This is a genomic window from Chromobacterium sp. ASV23 (genome assembly GCF_016428945.1).
GTDB classification, from domain to species: Bacteria; Pseudomonadota; Gammaproteobacteria; order Burkholderiales; family Chromobacteriaceae; genus Chromobacterium; species Chromobacterium sinusclupearum.
Window position 1 is genome coordinate 1 of sequence record NZ_JAELTR010000014.1, and the last position, 20,927, is coordinate 20,927.

A 20,927-nucleotide genomic window follows, 5' to 3' on the forward strand; every position below is an offset into this window, starting at 1 on the left:
CGGACAGTACCCCATCGTGTTCGTCACCGCCTACGATCAGTACGCGGTCCAGGCTTTTGAGGAAGGCGCCATCGACTACCTGCTGAAGCCGGTGGAAGACGCCCGGCTGCTGCGCACGCGCCAGCGCTGGGAGCAGAAGCAGCCGCCGCTGCCGCAGGATTGGCAAAGTACTTTATTAAAGCTCAGCCGCCAGCTGGATAAGCCGGAATACCTGCGCTGGATACGCGCCTCGGTGGGCAACAGCCTGCGCCTGATCAGCATCGATGAGGTGCTGCTGTTCCAGTCGGACGAGAAATACACCCTGGTGCAAACCGCCAGCTGCGAAGCCCTGATCCGCACCCCGCTGAAGGAATTGCTGCCGCAACTCGATCCCGAGCAGTTCTGGCAAGTGCACCGCGCCACCCTGGTGCGGGTGGCGTCGATAGAAGAAGTGCGCCGCGGCGAACGCGGCCTGCTGCTGAAACTGCGCGCTTACGGCCCGCTGGTGGAAGTGAGCCGCAGCTACGCCCATCTGTTTCAGCGGATGTAAGCCTTGTCTCAAACGTCAACAGCCCCTACTCCAGCTTGAACGCCAGCGTGGTCTGCTGCAGCCGCTCCGCCACCACCGCCAGCTCACGTGTGGCTTGCGAGAACACATCCACGGCCAGCCCGTTTTCCTTGGACATCTCGGCGATGGACTCCACCCGTCCGGCCAGCTCGGTGCTGGCCTGGCGCTGCTCGCCCACCGCCATGGCGATCTCGCCGATCGCGGCCACCACCTCGGCCGCCCGCTCCTCCACCGTACTGATGGTGGCCGACGCGCTTTCCGCCGCCACCACCACATCGGCCACGATCTGCCGGCTGCCGCGCATGCCGTCCACCGCCACCCGCGCGCCGTCCTGGATCTTGCCTATCATATTGGTGATTTCCTGGGCCGAGGTGGTGGTGCGCTCGGCCAGCTTGCGCACCTCGTCCGCCACCACCGCGAAGCCGCGGCCCTGTTCACCGGCGCGCGCCGCCTCGATCGCCGCGTTTAAGGCCAACAGATTGGTCTGATCGGCCACGTCCTTGATCACGGTGGCGATGCTGCCGATCTGCTGCGCCTGATCGGACAGCGATTCCAGGCTCTCCGCGGAATGCGTCACGCTGTCGTTGACCTTGCGCACCCGCACCGTGGATTCCTGCACTTCCTTGTTGCCGGCCTTGGCTTGCTGACCGGCGTCCGCCGCCTGTTGGTTGGCCTGGGCGGCATTGCTGGCGCACAGGTCTATGCTGACCGTCAATTGCTCGATAGACGCCGCCGCGCTGGAAGTGGCGTTGACCTGCTGGCCTATGCTGGCGCTGACCTGTTCGGTCGACGCCGCCAGTTGCTCCGAGGTGGACGCCACGCTGCCGGCGGAGCGGATGATCTCGCCCACGGTCTTGCGCAGCCGCTCCTGGGTATCGGCCAGCGATTGCATCATCTTGGCGATTTCATCCTTGCCTTTGGGAACAATCCTGCCGGTCAGATCGCCCTCGCCCATCTTTTCCATCGCTCTGGAAGCTTCCTCCAGGCTGCCCACGATGCCTCTCTGCACCAGCAGCCCCAATGCAACCAGAATGATCAAGCCCACCAGCAGCACACTGAAGGCCAGCGTCCGCACCGACTGATAGTTGCTTTGCGCATCCTCCAGCCCCTTGTCGGCCAGCTTGATATTGATGTCGGACAGCTCACGCAGGATGTCGGCTGCAGCGGTAAACAAGGGCCGGCACTGCTTGGCCATGATCTGCAGAGCCTTCTTGTTGTTCTCGCCATTGCCGGTATCGTTGTAACTCAGCTCCCGCACCTGCTTGCACGGCCCCTCCATCGCCTCCCAGGCCGCGTCGAAACGCTTGAGTCCGTCTACTTCTGGCGGCGTCAATTGAGTCTTGCGGTACTGGTCGAGAAAGCCCTTCATCGCCGCTTCGTACTTGTCGCGATTGGCTTGTATCTGATCCATCACCGGCTTCTCGCTTTCCGCGATATAACGGTAATCGCCGCGATTGACATAAAGCGCCTGAATGGAAGCCTGTCCCAGCAGGTAAACCGGCTTCAGCATGTTGTCGTGCATGTCGGTGGTGAGATCGAACATCTTCGAGGCGCCGTTCATGCCGTTGACGCCGATGATCAGCGCGGACAGGATGCCAAGCAGGATCAAACCGAAAATCTTCAGCCGAATGCTGAATTGGGCAAGTAAATGGTTCACGCTACGCTCCCAACCAGTTAGGTGGATACACATAGCGTTTTAGTTGCAATCAGAACCAATCACCAGTCATGATTTGCGCCGCAAAACCATGCGGCGCGACAGGCCGGGCCGGTTGACGCTTGCCGAGGGGTCGCGAAAGGCGCCCGGCCCTACGGGTTTGGCGAAGCGCGAGCGCGATCCGCGCGGCAGACGTCAACGGCCCCGAGGCTCAATCCGCCCGCAAACACTTGCGGTAGAAGATGCGGCTATGTCCTGGCGGGTAGTCTTCCAGCTCGCCGAAGCGCTGATAACCCAGGCTTTCGTAGAACTTGGGCGCCTGGAAGCTGTGGGTATCCACCCACGCGCCAATGCAGCCGCGGGCGCGGGCCTCGGCTTCGGCCTGTTCCATCATTTGCCGTCCCAAACCCAGGCCGCGCGCGCCGGTCGGCGCGGACAGCAGTTCGGTATACAGCCAGCCGCCGCGGGTATAGCCCCACAGCCCGCCTACCACCTGGCCGGCTTCATCCTCAATCCGGATCACCAGCGGCCTATGGTCGCTGGGCCCGACCTTCCCCTCGTTGTAAGCAATCAAGGGGGCCACGATGGCAGCCCGGGTTTCCGCTGCCGCCACATCGCTCAACACGGTTTGGTACTGCATGCTTCACTCGCTTTATTGTCATTGTCGGAAAAACTGGAATCGCCGCCGCGCGCACGGCTCAGGTCCGGCATCCGCCGCCTCAATCGCCGACGACGATGCCCATGCCGCGGCCGCGCGGGTCGGAGGCGGTTTCCGTCACCGCGCCGTCCACCCGCACCGCCTGGATGTCGCCCATGCGCCAGCCCTGATCCTGCAGCGTGTAGCCCAGCGACCGCAACTGGTCCGCCACCGGGCCGGTCAAGGGCGCGTACTCGTCGTAATAAATGGTGTCCTTGGGCAGCAACTGGTGATGCACGCGCTGCGCCGCCACCGCCAGCTGCAGCGGCATGTCGAAGTCATATAGATTGTTCAGCACCTGGAAGATGGAAGTGAAGATGCGCGAACCGCCCGGCGTGCCGATCACCAGCGTCACCTTGCCGTCGCGGGTGACGATGGTGGGCGTCATCGACGACAGCATTCGCTTGCCCGGCGCGATGGCGTTGGCGTCCTTGCCCACCACGCCAAAGGCGTTGGCCACGCCGGGCTTGGCGCTGAAATCGTCCATCTCGTCGTTGAGCAGGAAGCCGGCGCCCTTCACCACCACGCCGCTGCCGAAATCGAAATTCAGCGTATAGGTATTGGCCACCGCATTGCCCCAACGGTCCACGATGGAGAAGTGCGTGGTCTGGTGCGGCTCCAGCCCCGGCTGGATGTCCGGCGTGGCGGAGATCGCTCGCGGATTGATCTCGGCCGCGCGGCGCTTCAAGTAGCCCGGGTCGACCAGCGCGGCCGTCGGCGCGTCCACGAAGTCCGGATCGCCCAAGTAGTCGGCGCGGTCGGCGAACACGCGCTTTTCGATCTCCGCCAGCAGATGGATATAGCGTGGGGAATTCAGCGCGACGCCGGCGAAGTCCGCCGCGCGGTTCTCCTTGATGCCCAAGAGCTGCGCCAAGGCCACGCCGCCGGAGCTGGGCGGCGGCGCGGTATAGATGACGTTGCCGCGCCAATCGATGCGGATGGGATCACGCCAGCGCGCGCGGTAGTCTTTCAGATCCTCGGCCGAGATCAGGCCGTGATCGCGCTTCATCTGCGCCACCAGCAACTGGGCGGTCTGGCCCTGATAGAAATCGGCTGCGCCGTAACGGGCGATGCGCTTCAAGGTAGCGGCCAGCTCCAGCTGGCGGAAGGTCTCGCCCGCCTTCATCTTGCCAAAGTACTGCGCGAAATTGGTCTTGCCGGCAAACAGTTGCACCGCTTCGCCGCGGTACTGGAACTGGCGGTCGGCCACGGTGAAGCCGCGCTCGGCGTAGCGGATGGCCGGCTCCACCAGCTGACGCCACTTGAGCTTGCCGAAACGCTGATGCGCCTGCCACAGCCCCATCACCGTGCCCGGCACGCCGGCGGCGCGGGCGCCGACCAGGCTCATATGCGGCACCACCTTGCCGTCCGCGTCTAGATACATGTCGCGGCTGGCCGCCTTGGGCGCTGTTTCGCGGTAGTCGAGGAAATAAGGCTTGCCATCCTGGTAGATGGTCATGAAGCCGCCGCCGCCGATATTGCCGGCTTCCGGATAGGTGACGGCCAAGGCGAAGGCCGTGGCTACCGCCGCATCCACCGCGTTGCCGCCAGCCTTCAGCACATGCGCCGCCACTTCGGCGCCGTAGCGGTCCGGCGACGCCACCGCGCCCTGGCCGGCATGAGCCGGCAGGCCGCACAGCAGCAGACAGCCAACAGTGAGCAGACGAGTCAAGACTTCCGGGCGCATGCAATTCCTCCACAATGGTTTGCCGATAACATGCTTATGCCATCAATCGCCGCCGTCCGACAAATGTTTTTCATACTGCGGCCACGCGCCGGCAAGCGTGGCAAACGGATGCGGCAAGGCTCGCCGGCGTGCCCTCAGCAAGCGTCAACCGCCTCGCAACGGTTTATAAAGACTGGAGGAGAGCCCTTTTCTTTGCCCACGGCCGCAAATGGAAACGCCATCATGATCAAGCCGATTGCCAGCGGCTGCCTGCTGCTATTGCTGTATGGATTGAGTCCACATGCTTGCGGGCAGTTGCCCGAAACCGTGCGCATCTGCGTGGACGCGGAGGAGTGGCCGCCGTTCTTCTATTTCGAGCGCGAGGGCACACGCGTCACTCAGCGCAATATCGGTTACACCGTTGACTATTTGCAGGCCATCTTTGAGCAAGCGCGGCAAAAGTACACGGTGACGCGGATGAGCTGGATTCGCTGCCAAGCGGAAGTGAAGAGCGGCAATCTGGACATGACGGTGGATGCGGTCAGTTCGCCGGAACGGGAGCAAGCCTACTTGCTAAGCAAGACCTATTACTACACTACCGGCATCTACTTCTTTTCGCGCGCCCGGCCTATGCCCAAGATCCATAGCCAAGCCGACCTGAAAACCCTGCATGTCTGCGGCCAGCACGGCTACGCCTACCAGCCGTTCGGCTTGGGACCGCAGGACGTGGACACCACACCGTACACGCTGTCCGCCGCGATGATGCAACTCAAAGCCGGCCATTGCGACGCGGTGCTGGAAGAAAAGGAAGTGGCGATTGGCATGGCGGCAATCGGCCTGACCAATTATCTGAAGCACCCGGACTTCGGCTACCGCGAGGTGCCGGGCATGGCCGGCTCCGACTACCACATGCTGATCAGCCGCCAGGTGCCCTACGCCAGCCAGCTGCTACGGCTGGTTGATGCCGGCATCAACGATGAACTGTCCGCCCGGCTGCGCCGGAAAGATGTGGACCCCATATTGGATCTGCGCCAATAGCACCCGCTCGCCTTGCGTAAGGAGGGTCAGGCCGCCGCGCCGTCCAGCGCCGCGCGCAATGCCCTCACCTCGTCCACCGCCGTTTCCTTGCGCAGGTATTCATCGGCGCCCGGCGCGCCCATGCTCAAGCCCGGCTGGCGATAGCGCATGCCGCTGGCCACCTCGGCCCGCGCCGAGGCGTGGAATTCATGGCAGCCGGTGCGGCGCGCCAGCTCGGCGATATTGGCGGCGCGTACCCCTGCGCCCGGCATCACGATCAACCGTTGGCCAGCCTGCTGGCGCAACAGGGCCAGCAAGTCTGCGCCGTCCAGCGCCGTAGTGGCCTGGCCGGAGCTGAGCAGCCGGGCGCAGCCGGTGGCGATCACCTCTTCCAATGCGCGGATCGGATCGCGCGCCATGTCGAAGGCGCGGTGGAAGGTCACGCTCATCGTCCCGGCCAGGCCGACCAGCTCGCGCGTGCCCGGCCCGTCGATGTCGCCATCGGCCGTCAACATGCCCAGCACCACGCCGTTTACGCCCAACTTGCGGCAGAGTTCGATGTCGCGGGCCATGGTTTCGAATTCCAGCGCGGTGTACAGAAAATCGCCGCCGCGCGGGCGGATCAAGACATTGAGGTCTATGCCCAGGCTATCCCGCGCCAGGGCCACCATGCCGTAGGACGGCGTGGTGCCGCCTTCCAGCAGGTTGTCGCACAGTTCGACGCGCTGCGCGCCGCCCTGCTGCGCCGCCAGACAGGACGCCAGCGAACCGGCGCAGATTTCCAGAATCGATTGCATGGCTTTCTCCTTTGCTTACCCTATCTGACTGACTCTCCATGCGCGGCAAAGGTGCCGCCCAAAGGCAAAAAAAACGCCGACACGCAGTGCCGGCGGCGGTCAGGGAGAATGACGCGATGAAAAAATCAGGTGACTTTCAGCCCGCGGCTGGCGAACAGCGCGCGCGCATGGGCGGCTTGGGCCGCCGTGGGAATCGGCGTATCGTTCAGCTGGTATTCCATGCCCAGCTGCGCCCATTTGTCCTTGCCCAATTGATGGAAAGGCAGCACTTCCACCCGCTCCACCAGATCGCCCAGCTCGGCCACGTAGTCGGCCAGGCGCTCGATGTCGGCGTCGCCGTCGGTCAGGCCCGGCACCAGCACGTAGCGTATCCACATTTTCTTGCCAAGCCGCTTCAGGCGCTGGGCGAAGTCCAGCGTCGGCTGCAAGGGCTGGCCGGTGAGCGCCAGGTATTTTTCGGGGTCTGAATGCTTGATGTCCAGCATCACCAGATCGACATCGTCGAACCATTCGTCCGACACCCGCTCGTGCAGGAAGCCCTGGGTGTCCAGCGCGGTGTGCAGGCCATAGCGTTGCTTGATCTGATGGAACAGCTCGCCTACGAACTCGTGCTGCATCAGCGGCTCGCCCCCGGAAATGGTGACGCCGCCGGCAAACTTCAAAAAGCGCGCGTAGGTGGCCACTTCGGACAGCGCCTGCTCCACGGTCACCTGGCGGCCGTTATGCAGCTTCCAGGTATCCGGGTTGTGGCAGTACAGGCAGCGGAACTGACAGCCCGAAACGAAAAACACGAAGCGCATGCCGGGGCCGTCCACGCCGGCGCCGCTCTCGGTGGAGTGCAGATAGCCTATGGTTTCGGCTTTGACGGATGCTTCGGTGTGGTCAGCGGCAATAGGTGGGGTCATGCCGTATCTCCGGTGAATCTTGTGAAAAAGCGGGGCTTTCCTTCCGGACCGCCCCGCCATTGATGCGATGGTGTTTCCGCGCGGGCAAGCCCTGCGGCCTGCCCGCCCTACGGCGTCTTACATCTTGCCGTGGAAGGTGCGGTTGATCACGTCCAGCTGCTGCTCGCGCGTCAGCTTGACGAAGTTCACCGCGTAACCGGACACACGGATGGTCAGCTGCGGGTACAGCTCCGGGTGCTCCATGGCGTCCAGCAGGGTTTCGCGCTTGAATACGTTGACGTTCACGTGGAAACCGCCGCCGGCGATGTTGCGCTCGCCGTCGCAATCGAACGGGGTGCAGTTGGCGCTGCTGAACTCAGTCGGGTGAGCCGAGCAGAAGCCGTCCAGGCAGTTGGCCAGGTTGACGATACGCTCTTCAGCAGTATGGCCCAACGCGTCCGGCGTCGCCGAAGCGGTCCAGCTGATGCCGTCCAGCGCGGAGTCGTACGGCAGCTTGGCCACGGAGGCGCCTGCCGCCACAAAGCCCTTCACGTCGCGGCCGTTCATCGGGTTGGCACCCGGGGAGAACGGTTCGCCGGCGCGGCGGCCGTCCGGGGTGTTGCCGGTCTTCTTGCCGTACACCACGTTGGAGGTGATGGTCAGCACCGACTGGGTCGGCTTGGAGTCGCGGTAGAAGTACGGCTGGGCCTTGATCTTGTCCATGAAGGACTGGGTCAGCCACACCGCGATCTCGTCCACGCGGTCATCGTTGTTGCCGAATGCCGGGTATTCGCCTTCGATCTTGTAGTCAACCGCCAGGCCATCTTCATTGCGGATGATGTGAACCTTGGCGAACTTGACGGCGGACAGCGAGTCGGCGGCCACGGACAGGCCGGCGATGCCGCAAGCCATGGTGCGGACGATGTCGCGGTCGTGCAGCGCCATTTCGATGCGTTCGTAGGCGTACTTGTCGTGCATGTAGTGGATGCAGTTCAGCGCCTTGACGTAGGTGGCGGCCAGCCAGTCCATCATCTTCTCGAACTTCGGCATCAGTTCTTCGTAAGTCAGCACGTCGCCGGTGATCGGCTCGAAGCCGTGGGCCACCAGCGCGCCGGACTTCTCGTCGCGGCCGCCGTTGATCGCGTACAGCATGGCCTTGGCCAGGTTGGCGCGAGCGCCGAAGAACTGCATCTGCTTGCCGATCTTCATCGCCGACACGCAGCAGGCGATACCGTAGTCGTCGCCCCAGTACGGCAGCATCAGGTCGTCGTTTTCGTACTGGATGGCGCTGGTGTCGATGGACACCTTGGCGCAGAAGTTCTTGAAGCCTTGCGGGAAGCGGGTAGACCACAGCACGGTCAGGTTCGGTTCCGGCGCCGGGCCCAGGTTGTACAGGGTGTTCAGGAAGCGGAAGCTGTTCTTGGTCACCAGGGTGCGGCCGTCTTCGCCCATGCCGCCGATGGATTCGGTCACCCAAGTCGGGTCGCCGGAGAACAGTTGATCGTATTCCGGCGTGCGCAGGAAGCGGACGATGCGCAGCTTGATCACCAGATCGTCGATCATTTCCTGAGCTTGCTCTTCGGTCAGCACGCCGGCGGCGATGTCGCGCTCGATGTACACGTCCAGGAAGGTGGACACGCGGCCGAAGGACATGGCGGCGCCGTTCTGCTCCTTAACCGCGGCCAGGTAGGCGAAGTAAACCCACTGGATGGCTTCGCGGGCAGTGGCGGCCGGACGGCTGATGTCGTAGCCATACTTGGCGGCCATCTGGCGCAGTTCGTCCAGGGCGCGGAACTGTTCGGACAGTTCTTCGCGTTGACGCATCACTTCGTCGGTGAAAGCCACGTCATTCAGTTCGGCGAACAGCTGCTGACGCTCCTTGCGCAGGAAGTCGGTGCCGTACAGCGCGACGCGGCGATAGTCGCCGATGATGCGGCCGCGGCCGTAGGCATCCGGCAGGCCGGTGATCACGCCGGACTTGCGGCAAGCCATGATTTCCGGGGTGTAGACATCAAACACGCCCTGGTTGTGGCTCTTGCGATACTTTTCCCAGATTTCCTTGATCACCGGATCCAGCTTGAAGCCGAAGGCTTCCAGGCCGTTCTCCACCATGCGCAGACCGCCGTTCGGCATGATGGCGCGCTTCAGCGGAGCGTCGGTTTGCAGGCCGACGATCACTTCATTGGCTTGATCGATGTAGCCCGCATCGTGAGCGGTAATGGAAGAGGCGCGGTCGGCCGAGACATCCAGCACGCCCTTGGCGCGTTCTTCTTTCAGCAACACACCCAGGGTGTCCCACAGCTTCTTGGTACGCTCGGTGGCGCCAGCCAGGAAGCTGTCGTCGCCTTCGTACGGTTTGTAGTTCAGCTGGATGAAGTTGCGTACATCGACCTTGCTCTGCCACTCGCCAGCGACGAAATCGCGCCACGGGTTGGCTTGAGCTGCATTTTGAGTGATGGCGTCCATCTGGGGCCTCCTTACTTGGCTTGGTCCGGTAACGTGTTAGATATTGAACACATGGTACATTCGGAATCGAAAATTTCGTTTGATCTTGATCAAGTAGCGCCCCGCTTACGGCGCGATTTCGATCCTGCAGCGCAACATGCCAACCGCCTTCAACATCATTGATTTATCAGTGATTTATAGCAAAGTCGGCGCAATACAGGCTGTACTGCGCCGACTACATTCGAAAACGAACATTCACATGCCGTTTACAGGCCAAAAGCCTGCCTTAATGTTCAGACCGCTTTCAGCGTGTGGCGTTCCAGCAAGTACACCACCAGGCCGACGCCAAACGCGCCGCCAACGATATTGCCCAGCGTAGCCGGCACCAGATTATGCGCGATATCCGCCCACTCCAGCCCCGCCATGCCCTGCAGCTTGGCCAGCGCGAAGAAAGCCATGTTGGCGATGCTGTGCTCAAAACCGGAGAAGAAGAACACGAACACCAGCAGCATGATGATCAGCAGCCGCGCCGCTTCGTTACTTAGACGCATCGGCACCCATACCGCCAGGCAGATCACCCAGTTGCACAGCACGCCCTTCCAGAAGATCTCCATGCTCGAGGCGTGCACCTTATGCTCCACCACGTTGAACAGCAGGTGATCGGCAGGCAGTACGCCCATGCCGCCGGCGCCGGCAAGCACGGCGACGAACAGCAGCACGCCCAACAGATTGCCCAGATACACCATCGTCCAACTGCGCAACATATTGCAGGTGCGGCAGCGGCCGCTAAGCCGGCCGACGGTGAAGTACATCACATTGCTGGTGAACAATTCCACCTTGCACACGATGATGCTGACCAGCGCCACGCCAAAGAAGCCGGAAGTGGCGATGTAATAACCGGGAGCGCCGCTGGCGAAGAATACCTGGCCGAGCTTCAGGCTGACGGCCAGCACTACGGCGATCAGCGCGCCGGCCATGGCCGCGCTGAGCAGATAGCGCCCTGGTTCGGACAGCAGCACCTGCTGTTTGCTGGCGGCCTCGTCGACCACGTAGGCGAGAGTTGAAGAGTGGCTCATGATGTAACGTCTCTATAAGGATATGGGTAAGGCGGCGTCGCGTGATGCGGCCGGAGGCGATTCGCATCCGATGCGACTTTGCGAAAATTTTATGTTCGTTTTAGTAAATTCGTGTTTGATACCGATCAATCCATAGCGCACCACCGCTCAAGCCACCCCCACACGGCCAGACTGCAGCACAATCCTTCAACATTGCCACGAATGCCGGCACAAAACACCAGGGAAATGTTGCAGCATCCCGCCAACGCAATGCAGGCAAACCTCCCCGGCCGGCCCGCTTCGCATCAGCCATGCCTGTTGTAGCGCTGGCATTTCGCTATCTCCGAGCCAAGAAACGCGCCCTTGTCATTTCACAGAATGCGAAAGAAAAGGTGTTCATTTTTGTAACTTTATTTTCACATTCGAAAATATTTTAGCAATTTCACGCTCGCATATCATGCACACCGTCACCCAAATCATCAAAAGTGAACAATACAAATTAGTACAATTTAGACACAAGACCATGCTATTCCACCCGGCAGCCCATGCAAATAAATCCATTTCCATCAAAGGCTTGCGCAAACCAAGCACGGAAACGAACGCCATCGCCTGGCTCCCGGCATCTTTGCGTGGGCAGGCAATAGCAGACCCAAGAAAGGCAAAACCACGCAATAAATTGCGCAGAGCAATCACTCAAATTTCAAACTTGTGGCAAGGATAAAAAATGACCATGGCAAAATTACCCATGCGCAATCATTTTATAAAATAGAAAATTTATTGAAATTTAATTGCACCAAAAATGACTTTAAAGGATATAAAACCAATAAAAAAATATTGTCATTTAGAATTTAGGGGGAGAACCATTCCTCAGCCATGTTCATTTGTTCATTTGGTGACAAATTTATCTTGATTAGAATCAACTGATGTTCTTAAATGTGTACCTTGCAAACTACAAATGCCCTTACGATGGGCAGCAATTAAGCAAGACGCGGTTCACAAACAACGACATACAGAGAACCCGTCGGCAACAGTTCGATCCGCCCCCCGCCACAAGCCGTCAACGCCGGCGGCGGAGGATGGAAACCCGGAATTTGCGAAATATCGTTTGAAAAGGCACCTCATCATGTCACAAGCAATCGCCTCAACCGCCTCCCGCTCCGGTTCGTCCGGCTGGACCAAGCACGACACCACCTGGATGCTCGGCCTCTATGGCACCGCCATCGGCGCCGGCGTCCTGTTCCTTCCCATCAACGCCGGCATCGGCGGCCTGTGGCCCCTGATGCTGATGGCCATCCTGGCCCTGCCGCTGACCTTCTTCGCCCACCGCGGCCTGACCCGCTTCGTGCTGTCCGGCAGCAAGGAAGGCGCCGACATCACGGAAGTGGTGGAAGAACACTTCGGCGTAGGCGCCGGCAAGATCATCACCTTGCTGTACTTCTTCGCCATCTACCCGATTCTGTTGATGTACAGCGTGGCCATCACCAACACGGTGCTGTCCTTCCTCAATAACCAGCTGCACATCGACGTGGGCACCGGCATCGCCACCCGCGCCGTGTTCTCGCTGGCGCTGATCCTGGGCCTGATGTCCATCGTCCGCCTGGGCGGCCAGATGATCGTCAAGGCGATGAGCATCCTGGTCTACCCGTTTGTGGTGGTGCTGATGCTGCTGGCCCTGTACCTGATCCCGCAATGGAGCGACGCCGCCATCCGCCACGCCGGCAGCCTGGGCGACGCCGTATCCAGCGGCGCCTTCTACAAGACGCTGTGGCTGGCCATTCCGGTGATGGTGTTCTCGTTCAACCACTCGCCCATCATCTCTTCCTTCTCCGTTGACCAGCGCAAGCTGCACGGCGACGAAGCTGAACCGGCCTCCAGCCGCGTGCTGATCCGCGCCCACACCATGATGGTGCTGACCGTGATGTTCTTCGTGTTCAGCTGCGTATTCAGCCTGAGCCCGGCCGACCTGGCCGCCGCCAAGGCCCAGAACATCTCCATCCTGTCCTACCTGGCCAACCACTTCCAGAACCCGGTGATGGAATGGGTTGCCCCGATCATCGCCATGGTTGCCATCAGTAAGTCCTTCCTGGGCCACTACCTGGGCGCCAAGGAAGGCTTCAACGGCCTGGTGGTCAAGCAACTGCGTCAGAGCGGCAAGACCATCGAAACCTCGAAGCTGGACCGCTACACCGCCATCTTCATGATCGTGACCTGCTGGATCATCGCCACCATCAACCCGTCCATCCTGGGCATGATTGAAACCCTGGGCGGCCCGGTCATCGCGATGCTGCTGTTCCTGATGCCGATGTACGCCATCCACAAGGTACCGGCGATGAAGAAGTACTCCGGCGCCGCCAGCAACATCTTCGTGGTACTGATCGGCCTGATCGCCATCTCCGCCATCTTCTACGATCTGTTCGTCTGATCGTAACCAGGCAGGCCGCCCTGCGGCCTGCTCTCCCCTCCGTACTAGCTTCAAAGAGGTAGCATCATGTTCAGCATGAGTGATATCTACAAAATCGGCGTTGGTCCCTCCAGTTCCCACACCGTCGGCCCGATGAAGGCCGGTCACCAGTTCCTGGGCGCGCTCAAGGAAACCGGCAGATTCAACCAAGTCACCCGCATCCACGTGGACTGCTACGGCTCGCTGGCCCTCACCGGCAAGGGCCACTGCACCGATCAAGCCATCATCCTGGGCCTGGCCGGCAACCTGCCGGACACCGTGGACCCGGACAACTCCGCCAGCCTGATCGCCGACGTGGAGCAAACCGGCCAGCTGACGCTGGGCCGCACCCACCAGCGCGTGATCTTCGGCATGGACTTCCATACGGCCAACCTGCCGCTGCACGAAAACGGCATGCAGATCCACGCCTTCGTCGGCGACGAAAAAGTGCTGACCAAGACCTATTACTCCATCGGCGGCGGCTTCATCGTCGACGAAGAGCACTTCAACCAGTCCAGCTGCAGCGACACCCCGGTGCCGTACCATTTCGTCACCGCCCAGCAGCTGATCGACATGTGCGAAGAGACCGGCCTGTCCATCGCCGCCCTGGTGCTGGAAAACGAAAAAGCCTTCCACGACGTCAAGGACACCGAGGCGCACTTCCGCCGCGTGTGGGAAGTCATGAAGGGCAGCATCGAGCGCGGCATGCGCACCGAAGGCAACCTGCCCGGCCCGATGCGCATCCCGCGCCGCGCCCCGGCGCTGCATCGCATGCTGACCAGCTCCCTCACCGTGGCCAAAGACCCGATGAGCGTGATGGACTGGGTCAATATGTACGCCATGGCCATGTCCGAGGAAAACGCCGCCGGCGGCCGCGTAGTCACCGCCCCGACCAACGGCGCCTGCGGCATCGTCCCGGCCGTGCTGGCCTACTACAACCACTTCATCCAGCCGCTGGATGACGACAGCTGCCTGCGCTTCTTCCTGTCCTCCGGCGCCATCGGCTGCCTGTTCAAGCTCAACGCGTCCATCTCCGGCGCCGAAGTCGGCTGCCAGGGCGAAGTGGGCGTGGCCTGTTCCATGGCCGCGGCCGGCCTGACCGAACTGATGGGCGGCAGCCCGTCCCAGGTGTGCATGGCGGCGGAAATCGCCATGGAGCACAACCTGGGCCTGACCTGCGACCCAGTGGGCGGCCAGGTGCAGATTCCATGCATCGAGCGCAACGCCATCGCAGCGGTCAAGGCGATCAACGCCGCCCGCATGGCCATGCACCGCGTCAGCAGCCCCAAGGTGTCGCTGGACAAGGTCATCGCCGCCATGTACGAAACCGGCAAGGACATGGACGCCAAGTACCGCGAAACCTCCTGCGGCGGCCTTGCCCTGCAGATCAAGGTGGAAAGCAAGGTCGTGCCTAGCCAGGCCATCCGCTGGGTGGACGACGCGGCCTGAGCCCGTCGCCCGCGCTAAGACAAACGCCACCGCCACGGTGGCGTTTTTGTTGACGGCGCGGCTTGCCGCGTGGCCGCCCACTGCCTAACATAACGGCCTTTCGCTCAGAAAATATCCAAGAAGGAATGCGATGGCATCCGCCGACTTCGCCCTGCTGTTCGACCTGGACGGCACCCTGGCCAATAGCGACCCGCTGCACTATCAGGCCTTTGCCCGACTGCTGGAAGAAAACGGCAAGACGCTGACGCCCGAACTGTACCAGCGCCACATCGTGGGCGGCTCCAACGCCAGCATCATGCGCGCGCTGTTCCCGGAGCGGGACGAAAACGCGCACCGCGCCATGGCGGATCACAAGGAAGCCTTGTTCCGCTCCTCTGTAATCCGCATGCAAGCCACGCCAGGCGTCACACAGCTGTTCGATTGGGCCGCCACGCGCGGCTTCCCCATCGCCGTCGTCACCAACGCCCCGCGCGCCAACGCCGAACTGATGCTGGAAAAGCTGGGCCTGGCCGCCCGAGTCCACGCCCTGGTCATCGGAGAGGAGCTGCCCGCCGCCAAGCCAGACCCGCTCCCCTACCTGACCGGCCTCGCCCGCATCGGCGGCGTAGCGGAACGCGCTTGCGCCTTTGAAGACTCTCCCTCCGGCATCCGCGCCGCCCGCGCGGCAGGCCTGCACACCTTCGCCATTGGCGACGCCCTGCCGGCCGAGCAACTGTTGGCCGCCGGCGCCGATGCGATTATTGACGACTTCACCGCGCCCGAACTGTGGCGCTGGCTGGAAGCCGCGCTGGCCTGATCCTTACCCAAACGCAGAGTACAGGCCGCAGCCTATCAGGCAACAGCCGCATAGCCGCGCCGGCCATGACTGCCCCTTGCCCACCAGCCTGCCGCTCAGCAGACAGGCGGCGGCGACGCACAGCAGGAACACCGCCAGCACGGTCAGCAGGAACAGCGGCCCCAGCAACAGCATCTGCCGCGCCGCGTCCGGCCCGGGCTGGATGAACTGCGGGAAGTAAACGATCAAAAAACCGATGATTTTAGGGTTGGGCAGCGTCGCCATCAGGCCGCGCCGGAACGCCCCGCCGGGCGCTTGCGCCACCGCCTCTTGTCCTGATGGCGACGTTCGCAACTGCCCCACGCCCAGCCACAACAGATAGCCTGCGCCCAGCCACTTTAGGCCAAGCAAGATAAGCGGCGACGCCTGGGCCAGCGCGCCCAGGCCGCTCAACGCCGCCAGCAGCAGGTTGGCGTCCGCCGTCACCACGCCCAGCGACGCCGCCGCGCCGGCGCGCCAGCCCTCGCGCAAGGCCGCGGCCACAATCACCAGCAGCGATGGCCCCGGCAGCAGGGTGATCAAGGCCGTCGCCACGATAAAGCTCCAGATCATGGCCGCCTCCTCAGCGCAACAAGCCAAGGCTGCCCGTCAACTGGCGCACCCGCTTGGCCGGCCCGCACAGCGCCAGGCCCTGGTATTGCAAAGCCTGCTCCGGCGTGGCGGCCAGCGCGGCCGCGTACTCCTGGTAACTCCGCGTATTCCGGGTGACGCTGGTCAATTCCACCAGCGTCAGCTCATCCCGGTGCGCGCTCGCCGCCGCGCGCAAGGTCCGCAATTGCTCGGCGTCGCACTTCAGGATGGGAATCGCCACCGTAGTGATGCCGAGCCGCAATTCGCCCGCCGCGTCCGGCAAGTCCTCCCCCACCAATTGCGGATGCCGCCTGCCCAGCGATAGCGACAGCACGGCGGCGGTATTGGCGATGACGCCCGACGGCAATGCCGGGTCGATGACGATGACGCAACGCATGTCCTGCATGACAGTCCCCTATCCGATTGGAATGACTCACTATGCGCGGCCACCCACTGCGCTACAATCCGGATTAATTGAAACTGTCTGATCGAAAAAATCGAACTATGATAGACGAACTGCGCGCCCTGGCCGTCTTCGCCAAAACCGTGGAAACCGGATCGTTTCGCGCCGCCGCGCGGGCGCTGGAGCTATCGCCATCAGTGGTGAGCCACCATGTGTCGCAGCTGGAAACGCGCCTGGGCACGGCGCTGCTGTACCGCTCCACCCGCAGGCTATCGCTCACGCCGGACGGACAAGCACTCTACCACCACGCCCAAGCCATGCTGGAAGCGGCGCAAAGCGGGCTGGACACCATCGCCGGCCGCGCCGCGGAACCCGTCGGCACGCTCAGCCTGACGCTGCCCGCCTTTTTCGCCCGCCACCCGCTGGTGGGACAGCTGGCCGAATTCGCTCGCCGCCATTCCAAGGTGGAATTGGCGCTGGACTTCAGCGACGAAAAACGCGACCTGATCCGCGACGGCATCGATCTGGCCATCCGCATCGGCGAACTGCCGGACAGCGCGCTCAAATCGCGCCGTCTGCACGACATGCCACGCCTCACGGTGGCTGCGCCCAAGCTGCTGGCAGAGCGCCACGCGCCGCAAAACCCGCAAGAGCTGGCGGAATGGCCCTGGCTGGGCATCCGCATGCGCCCCAATCGCAAGACGCTGCTCCATGAAACAGGCCTGGCGCAATCGTTTTCCTTCCAGCCGCGCCTCACCGTCAACAGCCTGGACGCCGCCTGCCAGTTGGCCATCGCCGGCTGCGGCCTGGCCACGCCGCCGGCGTTTCTGGTAGCGGACGACATCGCTGCCGGCAGGCTGCAGACGGTGCTGCCCCAGTGGCAGGTGGAGCCGCTGGGCGTCTACGCCGTATGGCCGGCCAACGCCGCGCGGGAAAGCCTGACGCTGCGTTTGGTGCGTTTTTTGGCCGAGGCGGAGACCATCGCCCAGCTCTCGAACATTCCAATGCTATAATTTGCCATCCGCCCGACTCGGAGGCAGATCATGCAAAACCAAGGCGACCTGGATCAAATCATCGCCGCCGCCATCCGCGCCAGCGAACAAAGCGGCGAATTGCAGCGGGCAAAAGGCTGGGGCAAGCCGCTGGAGTTGGACGAAACCTATGCCGCCACGTCGGCCGAGCTGCGGATGCCGTACAAGATCCTGAAAGACGCCGGCTGCGTGCCGGCCGAGGTGGAAATGATGAAGGCGCTGGCCGCACTGCGCGCCGAACTCGCTGAATTGGAGCCGGACAGCGCCGCCTGTCAAGCCAAGCGCCGGCAGGTGCAGCAGCTGGCGCTAAAAGTGGCCTTGCAGATGGAGCGGCTGCGGGGAGGCAACTGAACCGCCTCCGCAGCAACGCCTCAGAGGGGGATGAAACAGCGTTAAGATCCCGCTTGCGCGCGAAAAGCCTGAAGCGCAGCCAGCAAGCTGGATAGATTGTCAGCAACGCCGCCTTGCGCCGCCATGGCTCCCGCCAAGGTGTCTACGTTATAGATTTGCGTTACGCCCATCCCCGCCACCGCCTGCGATAGCATAGTTTGTTGCTGCTGCGCGGAAACAGCGTTCTGGAACATGATGCCGGTGGAATGGACCATGGTTTGATAGATGCTTCCCATCGCCATGGCAGGCGCCTCGGCCAACACCTTCACGTTGCTCTGGGTAACGGCATCGGTAATCTGATCGTTGACTGCAGTGGGAAAAGCCATCTTAAGCCCTTCCGGTTTCTCGGAATTTCAGACTGGCACCCACATCGCCCACGTTCAATCAGTAAGCCTACTTACCCGGTGCGTATCCGTCCGGCTGATCGGTTCATCCCCACTGTCGTGGGAAACACGTCTGGCCGCTGATGGCGCAGGGCAGCATGGCCGGTTCATCCCCACAGACGTGGGGAACACTGCCGCAGTTGCGCCAGGCACTCGCCGACTTCCGGTTCAGCCCCACGGACGTGGGGAATACACCAATTTCAAATTGCTGATTTTTAAAGATAAAAATCCAACCTGAAATTCTACCGATTTTCCACTTCCCAAATACCGTCTCAATCTACCTTGGCGATAACCCGCCAACTGGCCAGGGACAATGGCTGCCCCTGGCCAGCAAAACCACATCGGCATTATCGCGGCAGCTTATTTGCCAGCGCAATCGGCCGCCCGCAACAGTCGCGGCGCTTGGCCGGCGAGCTCGGCCAACAGGCTTTGCGGCGGCAGGGTTTGTCCTCCATTCGATACCGGCGTCGATCCGAAATTGGCGGTGAGGCGGCTGCCGTCGGCAAAACGGGTTTGCTGCAGCGTGTGTTCCGCGTTGAGCCAGGCGAAGCCGGTCAGCGCCTGGGTGGCCAGTTGCTGATGCAACGGACGGAAGGCGCGGTCGGCGCATTGCAGCTGCGGCAGCCGGGCCCTGAGGCTGGCCGCGGACAGGTGGAACAGCGGCGGGACGTTGTACAGCCATTGCGCCAACAGGTTGTTGGCGTAGACGTTGCGGAATTTCAGATTGTCATACAGCCAATGGTTGGTGGTGATCACCGAGCCATGGAACACCGCCTGGTACAGAGGCAGCCGATACTCCGGGCCGTAGTAGAGGTCGCGGTACGGTTGCTTCAGCGGCACCGGCTTGAAAAAGGTTTCCGGCTGATCGGCCGGGAACCAGCGGCCCAGGTAGTACGGCGACTTCGGGTTCCTCTGCAGATCCGGATCGCCCCACCCCAGCACCGGCACCTGCATGCCATGGGCGAAGGCGATGCCGCGGCTGGTGGTGGCGTTGCCCATTTCGGAACCCACCGGCAGCTGGTAGCGGTCCGCCACCCATTGCATGGACTGTTCATAGCCTTGCGCCATCGCGGCCTCGCCTGTGCGGCGGCCCGGCGTGTAGTCGTCAAACACCATGCCGGTGGCGTAGGCGTCCAGGAACCAGCTATTGAAGCCGGTCGCCGACAGCAGCGCGCTCGTGCGCTGCTGCAAGGTATCGCGCACGCAAGCCGGGTTGGTGTAGTAGCCGGATTGCTGGAAACCGGCTTTTTTCTTGCCGTTTGCCAGCGTGATGCCGCACTGGCGGTACACCGCCTCGCCCTGCTGGGCGGTAATCCAGTCCTCATGCTTGCCCGGCTGCAGCGCCGTTTCGTAGGAGTCGTAGCTAGACATCAGATAGCCGGCCGCCACGCCGGCTTTCACCGCCTGCGGCTGCCACAAGCCCCCTTCCCAGTTATCCACGCCCAGCCATAGCCGTTTCAGTCCGGCCGATTGCAGCGCGTCCACCGTTTTGCGCGACAAGCCGCCGCCCCAGCGCGAGGCGTCCGCTTGCAGCGCGGGGCCGAAGGTCTGCGCCGTTTGCGCGCGCAGGGCGCGGTACGGTTCCGCCATTTTGGCCCAGTCCGGCTTGGGGCCGAGCCAGCCGGCGCGCGCCTCCGCGGTCAGCGCCTGATTGACGGCTTCGATCAACACCTTTTGCTGGTAGCGGTCCGGTTTGGCCCCGGCTTGGCGCAGCGCCTGACGCGCTGCCGTGTCGAAGCGGGCGCGCAGCTGGACGGCCAGGGCCGCATCGCCGCGCAGCAGCTTGAGGAAGGCAGGCCAGTCGCGCACATCGCTGGCGTCCAGCAAATTATTGCCCCATAGATAGACATGGCTGGCACCGACCAGCTTAGCGGTTTCGGGCTGGCGCTGGATCTTGTCCGCCAAGGTCTGGTAGCGGCCTGCCGACACCAGCCATTGGCGATAGCGCTGCGCGCCGCCTAGCAAGTTGCCATCGGACAGATGCAGCAGCAGCGTCACCGGCTGGTCTTGGTTCAGCGCGTTGAACTCGTGGCTCAGCGTCAACGCCAGGCCCTGCCCTTGCGCCGCAAAGGCCAGCTGATTGTTGAACGGATTCAGCAGCAGCCAGTGCAGGCTGCGGCTGCCGTAATCCATGCCCCATAGCGGCAGGCTGAGGTTTTCCGAGGTATCCAGGCCGTCTCCGGCAAAGCCCGGCAGGAAGTCCTGCCACAGCTTGCTGCCGGCGGGGATATAGCTGCCCTCGGCCAACGGCAGCAGCAGGCCGCGCCCCATCGCCGCAGCGGGCTGGCGCAATAGCTCCAGCCGTCCCGGCGCGCGGGCCTGCAGCGTCAGCCGCAAGTCCGGTCCATCGAGGACGGCTTGCCAGCGGTAGCGGCCATCGTCCCACTGCCAGCCCGCGGTCTCGCCGGTTTGTTGCAGGGCGGACACCGCCTGCGGTGCCACGCCGTCGGACACGGTGCGTTTGACGTCGCCGGCCGGCTCCACGCTGACGGCCAAAGTGGCCGGCTCCAGCTCCACCCGCCATTGGGCGTTTTGCAGCAGCACGCCGGCCCAGGCGGACAAGGGCAGCGCCGCCAGCAAACTCCATCCATACTTCAAACCCACGGCAATTCCTTTCAGATGTTTCACAGCCTCTCTCAGAGACCGGCCAAACCCAGGAAAATT

Annotated in this window: 19 protein-coding genes; 7 read left to right on the forward strand and 12 right to left on the reverse strand. The window is 62.6% G+C overall.

Features of this window, described 5'->3' with window-relative positions:
- On the forward strand, positions 1 to 529 hold a 529-nt coding region (locus JHD59_RS08085; protein ID WP_199153879.1), incomplete at its 5' end, for a LytTR family DNA-binding domain-containing protein.
- Positions 530 to 554: 25 nt separating this feature from the next.
- On the opposite strand, the gene JHD59_RS08090 is transcribed toward JHD59_RS08085, so the two are convergent.
- The 3 genes from JHD59_RS08090 to ggt form a co-directional block, all read right to left on the reverse strand.
- Positions 555 to 2,204, reverse strand: coding sequence for a methyl-accepting chemotaxis protein (locus JHD59_RS08090; protein ID WP_199153880.1), 1,650 nt, complete (start codon positions 2,202 to 2,204; stop codon positions 555 to 557).
- A gap of 208 nt (positions 2,205 to 2,412) precedes the next feature.
- On the reverse strand, positions 2,413 to 2,841 hold the full coding sequence (locus tag JHD59_RS08095; protein ID WP_199153881.1) for a GNAT family N-acetyltransferase: 429 nt from the start codon (positions 2,839 to 2,841) through the stop codon (positions 2,413 to 2,415).
- A gap of 79 nt (positions 2,842 to 2,920) precedes the next feature.
- Complete coding sequence (ggt, locus tag JHD59_RS08100; protein WP_199153882.1) at positions 2,921 to 4,585, reverse strand: gamma-glutamyltransferase; 1,665 nt, start codon at positions 4,583 to 4,585, stop codon at positions 2,921 to 2,923.
- Between the two features lie 222 nt (positions 4,586 to 4,807).
- Here ggt and JHD59_RS08105 point away from each other — a divergent pair, with 222 nt between their 5' ends.
- Positions 4,808 to 5,602, forward strand: a complete 795-nt coding sequence (locus tag JHD59_RS08105) for an ABC transporter substrate-binding protein (RefSeq protein ID WP_158248669.1) — start codon at positions 4,808 to 4,810, stop codon at positions 5,600 to 5,602.
- A 26-nt stretch (positions 5,603 to 5,628) separates the two neighbouring features.
- Here JHD59_RS08105 and JHD59_RS08110 read toward each other — a convergent pair whose 3' ends face one another.
- The 5 genes from JHD59_RS08110 to JHD59_RS08130 all read right to left on the reverse strand — a co-directional run bounded on the left by JHD59_RS08110 (position 5,629) and on the right by JHD59_RS08130 (position 11,455).
- Complete coding sequence (locus JHD59_RS08110) at positions 5,629 to 6,378, reverse strand: copper homeostasis protein CutC (RefSeq protein WP_199153883.1); 750 nt, start codon at positions 6,376 to 6,378, stop codon at positions 5,629 to 5,631.
- Between the two features lie 125 nt (positions 6,379 to 6,503).
- Positions 6,504 to 7,283: a pyruvate formate-lyase-activating protein gene (pflA, locus tag JHD59_RS08115; protein ID WP_199153884.1), complete on the reverse strand. Its 780-nt coding sequence runs from the start codon at positions 7,281 to 7,283 to the stop codon at positions 6,504 to 6,506.
- Between the two features lie 117 nt (positions 7,284 to 7,400).
- Positions 7,401 to 9,728, reverse strand: coding sequence for a formate C-acetyltransferase (pflB, locus tag JHD59_RS08120; protein ID WP_199153885.1), 2,328 nt, complete (start codon positions 9,726 to 9,728; stop codon positions 7,401 to 7,403).
- A 272-nt stretch (positions 9,729 to 10,000) separates the two neighbouring features.
- Entirely contained in the window at positions 10,001 to 10,783 is a 783-nt protein-coding gene (locus JHD59_RS08125) for a formate transporter FocA (RefSeq protein WP_084201626.1), read from the reverse strand.
- Between the two features lie 375 nt (positions 10,784 to 11,158).
- Complete coding sequence (locus JHD59_RS08130) at positions 11,159 to 11,455, reverse strand: hypothetical protein (RefSeq protein WP_199153886.1); 297 nt, start codon at positions 11,453 to 11,455, stop codon at positions 11,159 to 11,161.
- Between the two features lie 430 nt (positions 11,456 to 11,885).
- Here JHD59_RS08130 and JHD59_RS08135 point away from each other — a divergent pair, with 430 nt between their 5' ends.
- The 3 genes from JHD59_RS08135 (at position 11,886) to JHD59_RS08145 (ending at position 15,447) form a co-directional block, all read left to right on the forward strand.
- Positions 11,886 to 13,184 carry an HAAAP family serine/threonine permease gene (locus JHD59_RS08135; RefSeq protein WP_103317117.1) on the forward strand — a complete coding sequence of 433 codons (1,299 nt, stop codon included), beginning with the start codon at positions 11,886 to 11,888 and terminating at the stop codon, positions 13,182 to 13,184.
- 66 nt (positions 13,185 to 13,250) lie between these two features.
- Positions 13,251 to 14,651, forward strand: coding sequence for an L-serine ammonia-lyase (locus JHD59_RS08140; RefSeq protein ID WP_043623360.1), 1,401 nt, complete (start codon positions 13,251 to 13,253; stop codon positions 14,649 to 14,651).
- A 130-nt stretch (positions 14,652 to 14,781) separates the two neighbouring features.
- Positions 14,782 to 15,447 (forward strand): HAD family phosphatase, encoded by a 666-nt coding sequence (locus JHD59_RS08145; RefSeq protein ID WP_199153887.1) that lies wholly within the window; start codon positions 14,782 to 14,784, stop codon positions 15,445 to 15,447.
- A 3-nt stretch (positions 15,448 to 15,450) separates the two neighbouring features.
- Here JHD59_RS08145 and JHD59_RS08150 read toward each other — a convergent pair whose 3' ends face one another.
- Positions 15,451 to 16,038, reverse strand: coding sequence for a LysE family translocator (locus JHD59_RS08150; RefSeq protein ID WP_199153888.1), 588 nt, complete (start codon positions 16,036 to 16,038; stop codon positions 15,451 to 15,453).
- A 10-nt stretch (positions 16,039 to 16,048) separates the two neighbouring features.
- Entirely contained in the window at positions 16,049 to 16,462 is a 414-nt protein-coding gene (locus JHD59_RS08155) for a DUF2000 domain-containing protein (protein ID WP_199153889.1), read from the reverse strand.
- A gap of 98 nt (positions 16,463 to 16,560) precedes the next feature.
- On the opposite strand from JHD59_RS08155, the gene JHD59_RS08160 reads away from it, so the two are divergent.
- A complete protein-coding gene (locus JHD59_RS08160; protein ID WP_199153890.1) occupies positions 16,561 to 17,472 on the forward strand; it encodes a LysR family transcriptional regulator in 912 nt (303 codons plus the stop codon).
- 30 nt (positions 17,473 to 17,502) lie between these two features.
- Positions 17,503 to 17,841, forward strand: a complete 339-nt coding sequence (locus tag JHD59_RS08165) for a DUF1992 domain-containing protein (RefSeq protein WP_199153891.1) — start codon at positions 17,503 to 17,505, stop codon at positions 17,839 to 17,841.
- Positions 17,842 to 17,882: 41 nt separating this feature from the next.
- On the opposite strand, the gene JHD59_RS08170 is transcribed toward JHD59_RS08165, so the two are convergent.
- Positions 17,883 to 18,206, reverse strand: a complete 324-nt coding sequence (locus JHD59_RS08170; RefSeq protein WP_199153892.1) for a RebB family R body protein — start codon at positions 18,204 to 18,206, stop codon at positions 17,883 to 17,885.
- A gap of 417 nt (positions 18,207 to 18,623) precedes the next feature.
- Positions 18,624 to 20,867, reverse strand: a complete 2,244-nt coding sequence (locus JHD59_RS08175) for a glycoside hydrolase (protein ID WP_368671552.1) — start codon at positions 20,865 to 20,867, stop codon at positions 18,624 to 18,626.
- Positions 20,868 to 20,927: the final 60 nt, after the last annotated feature.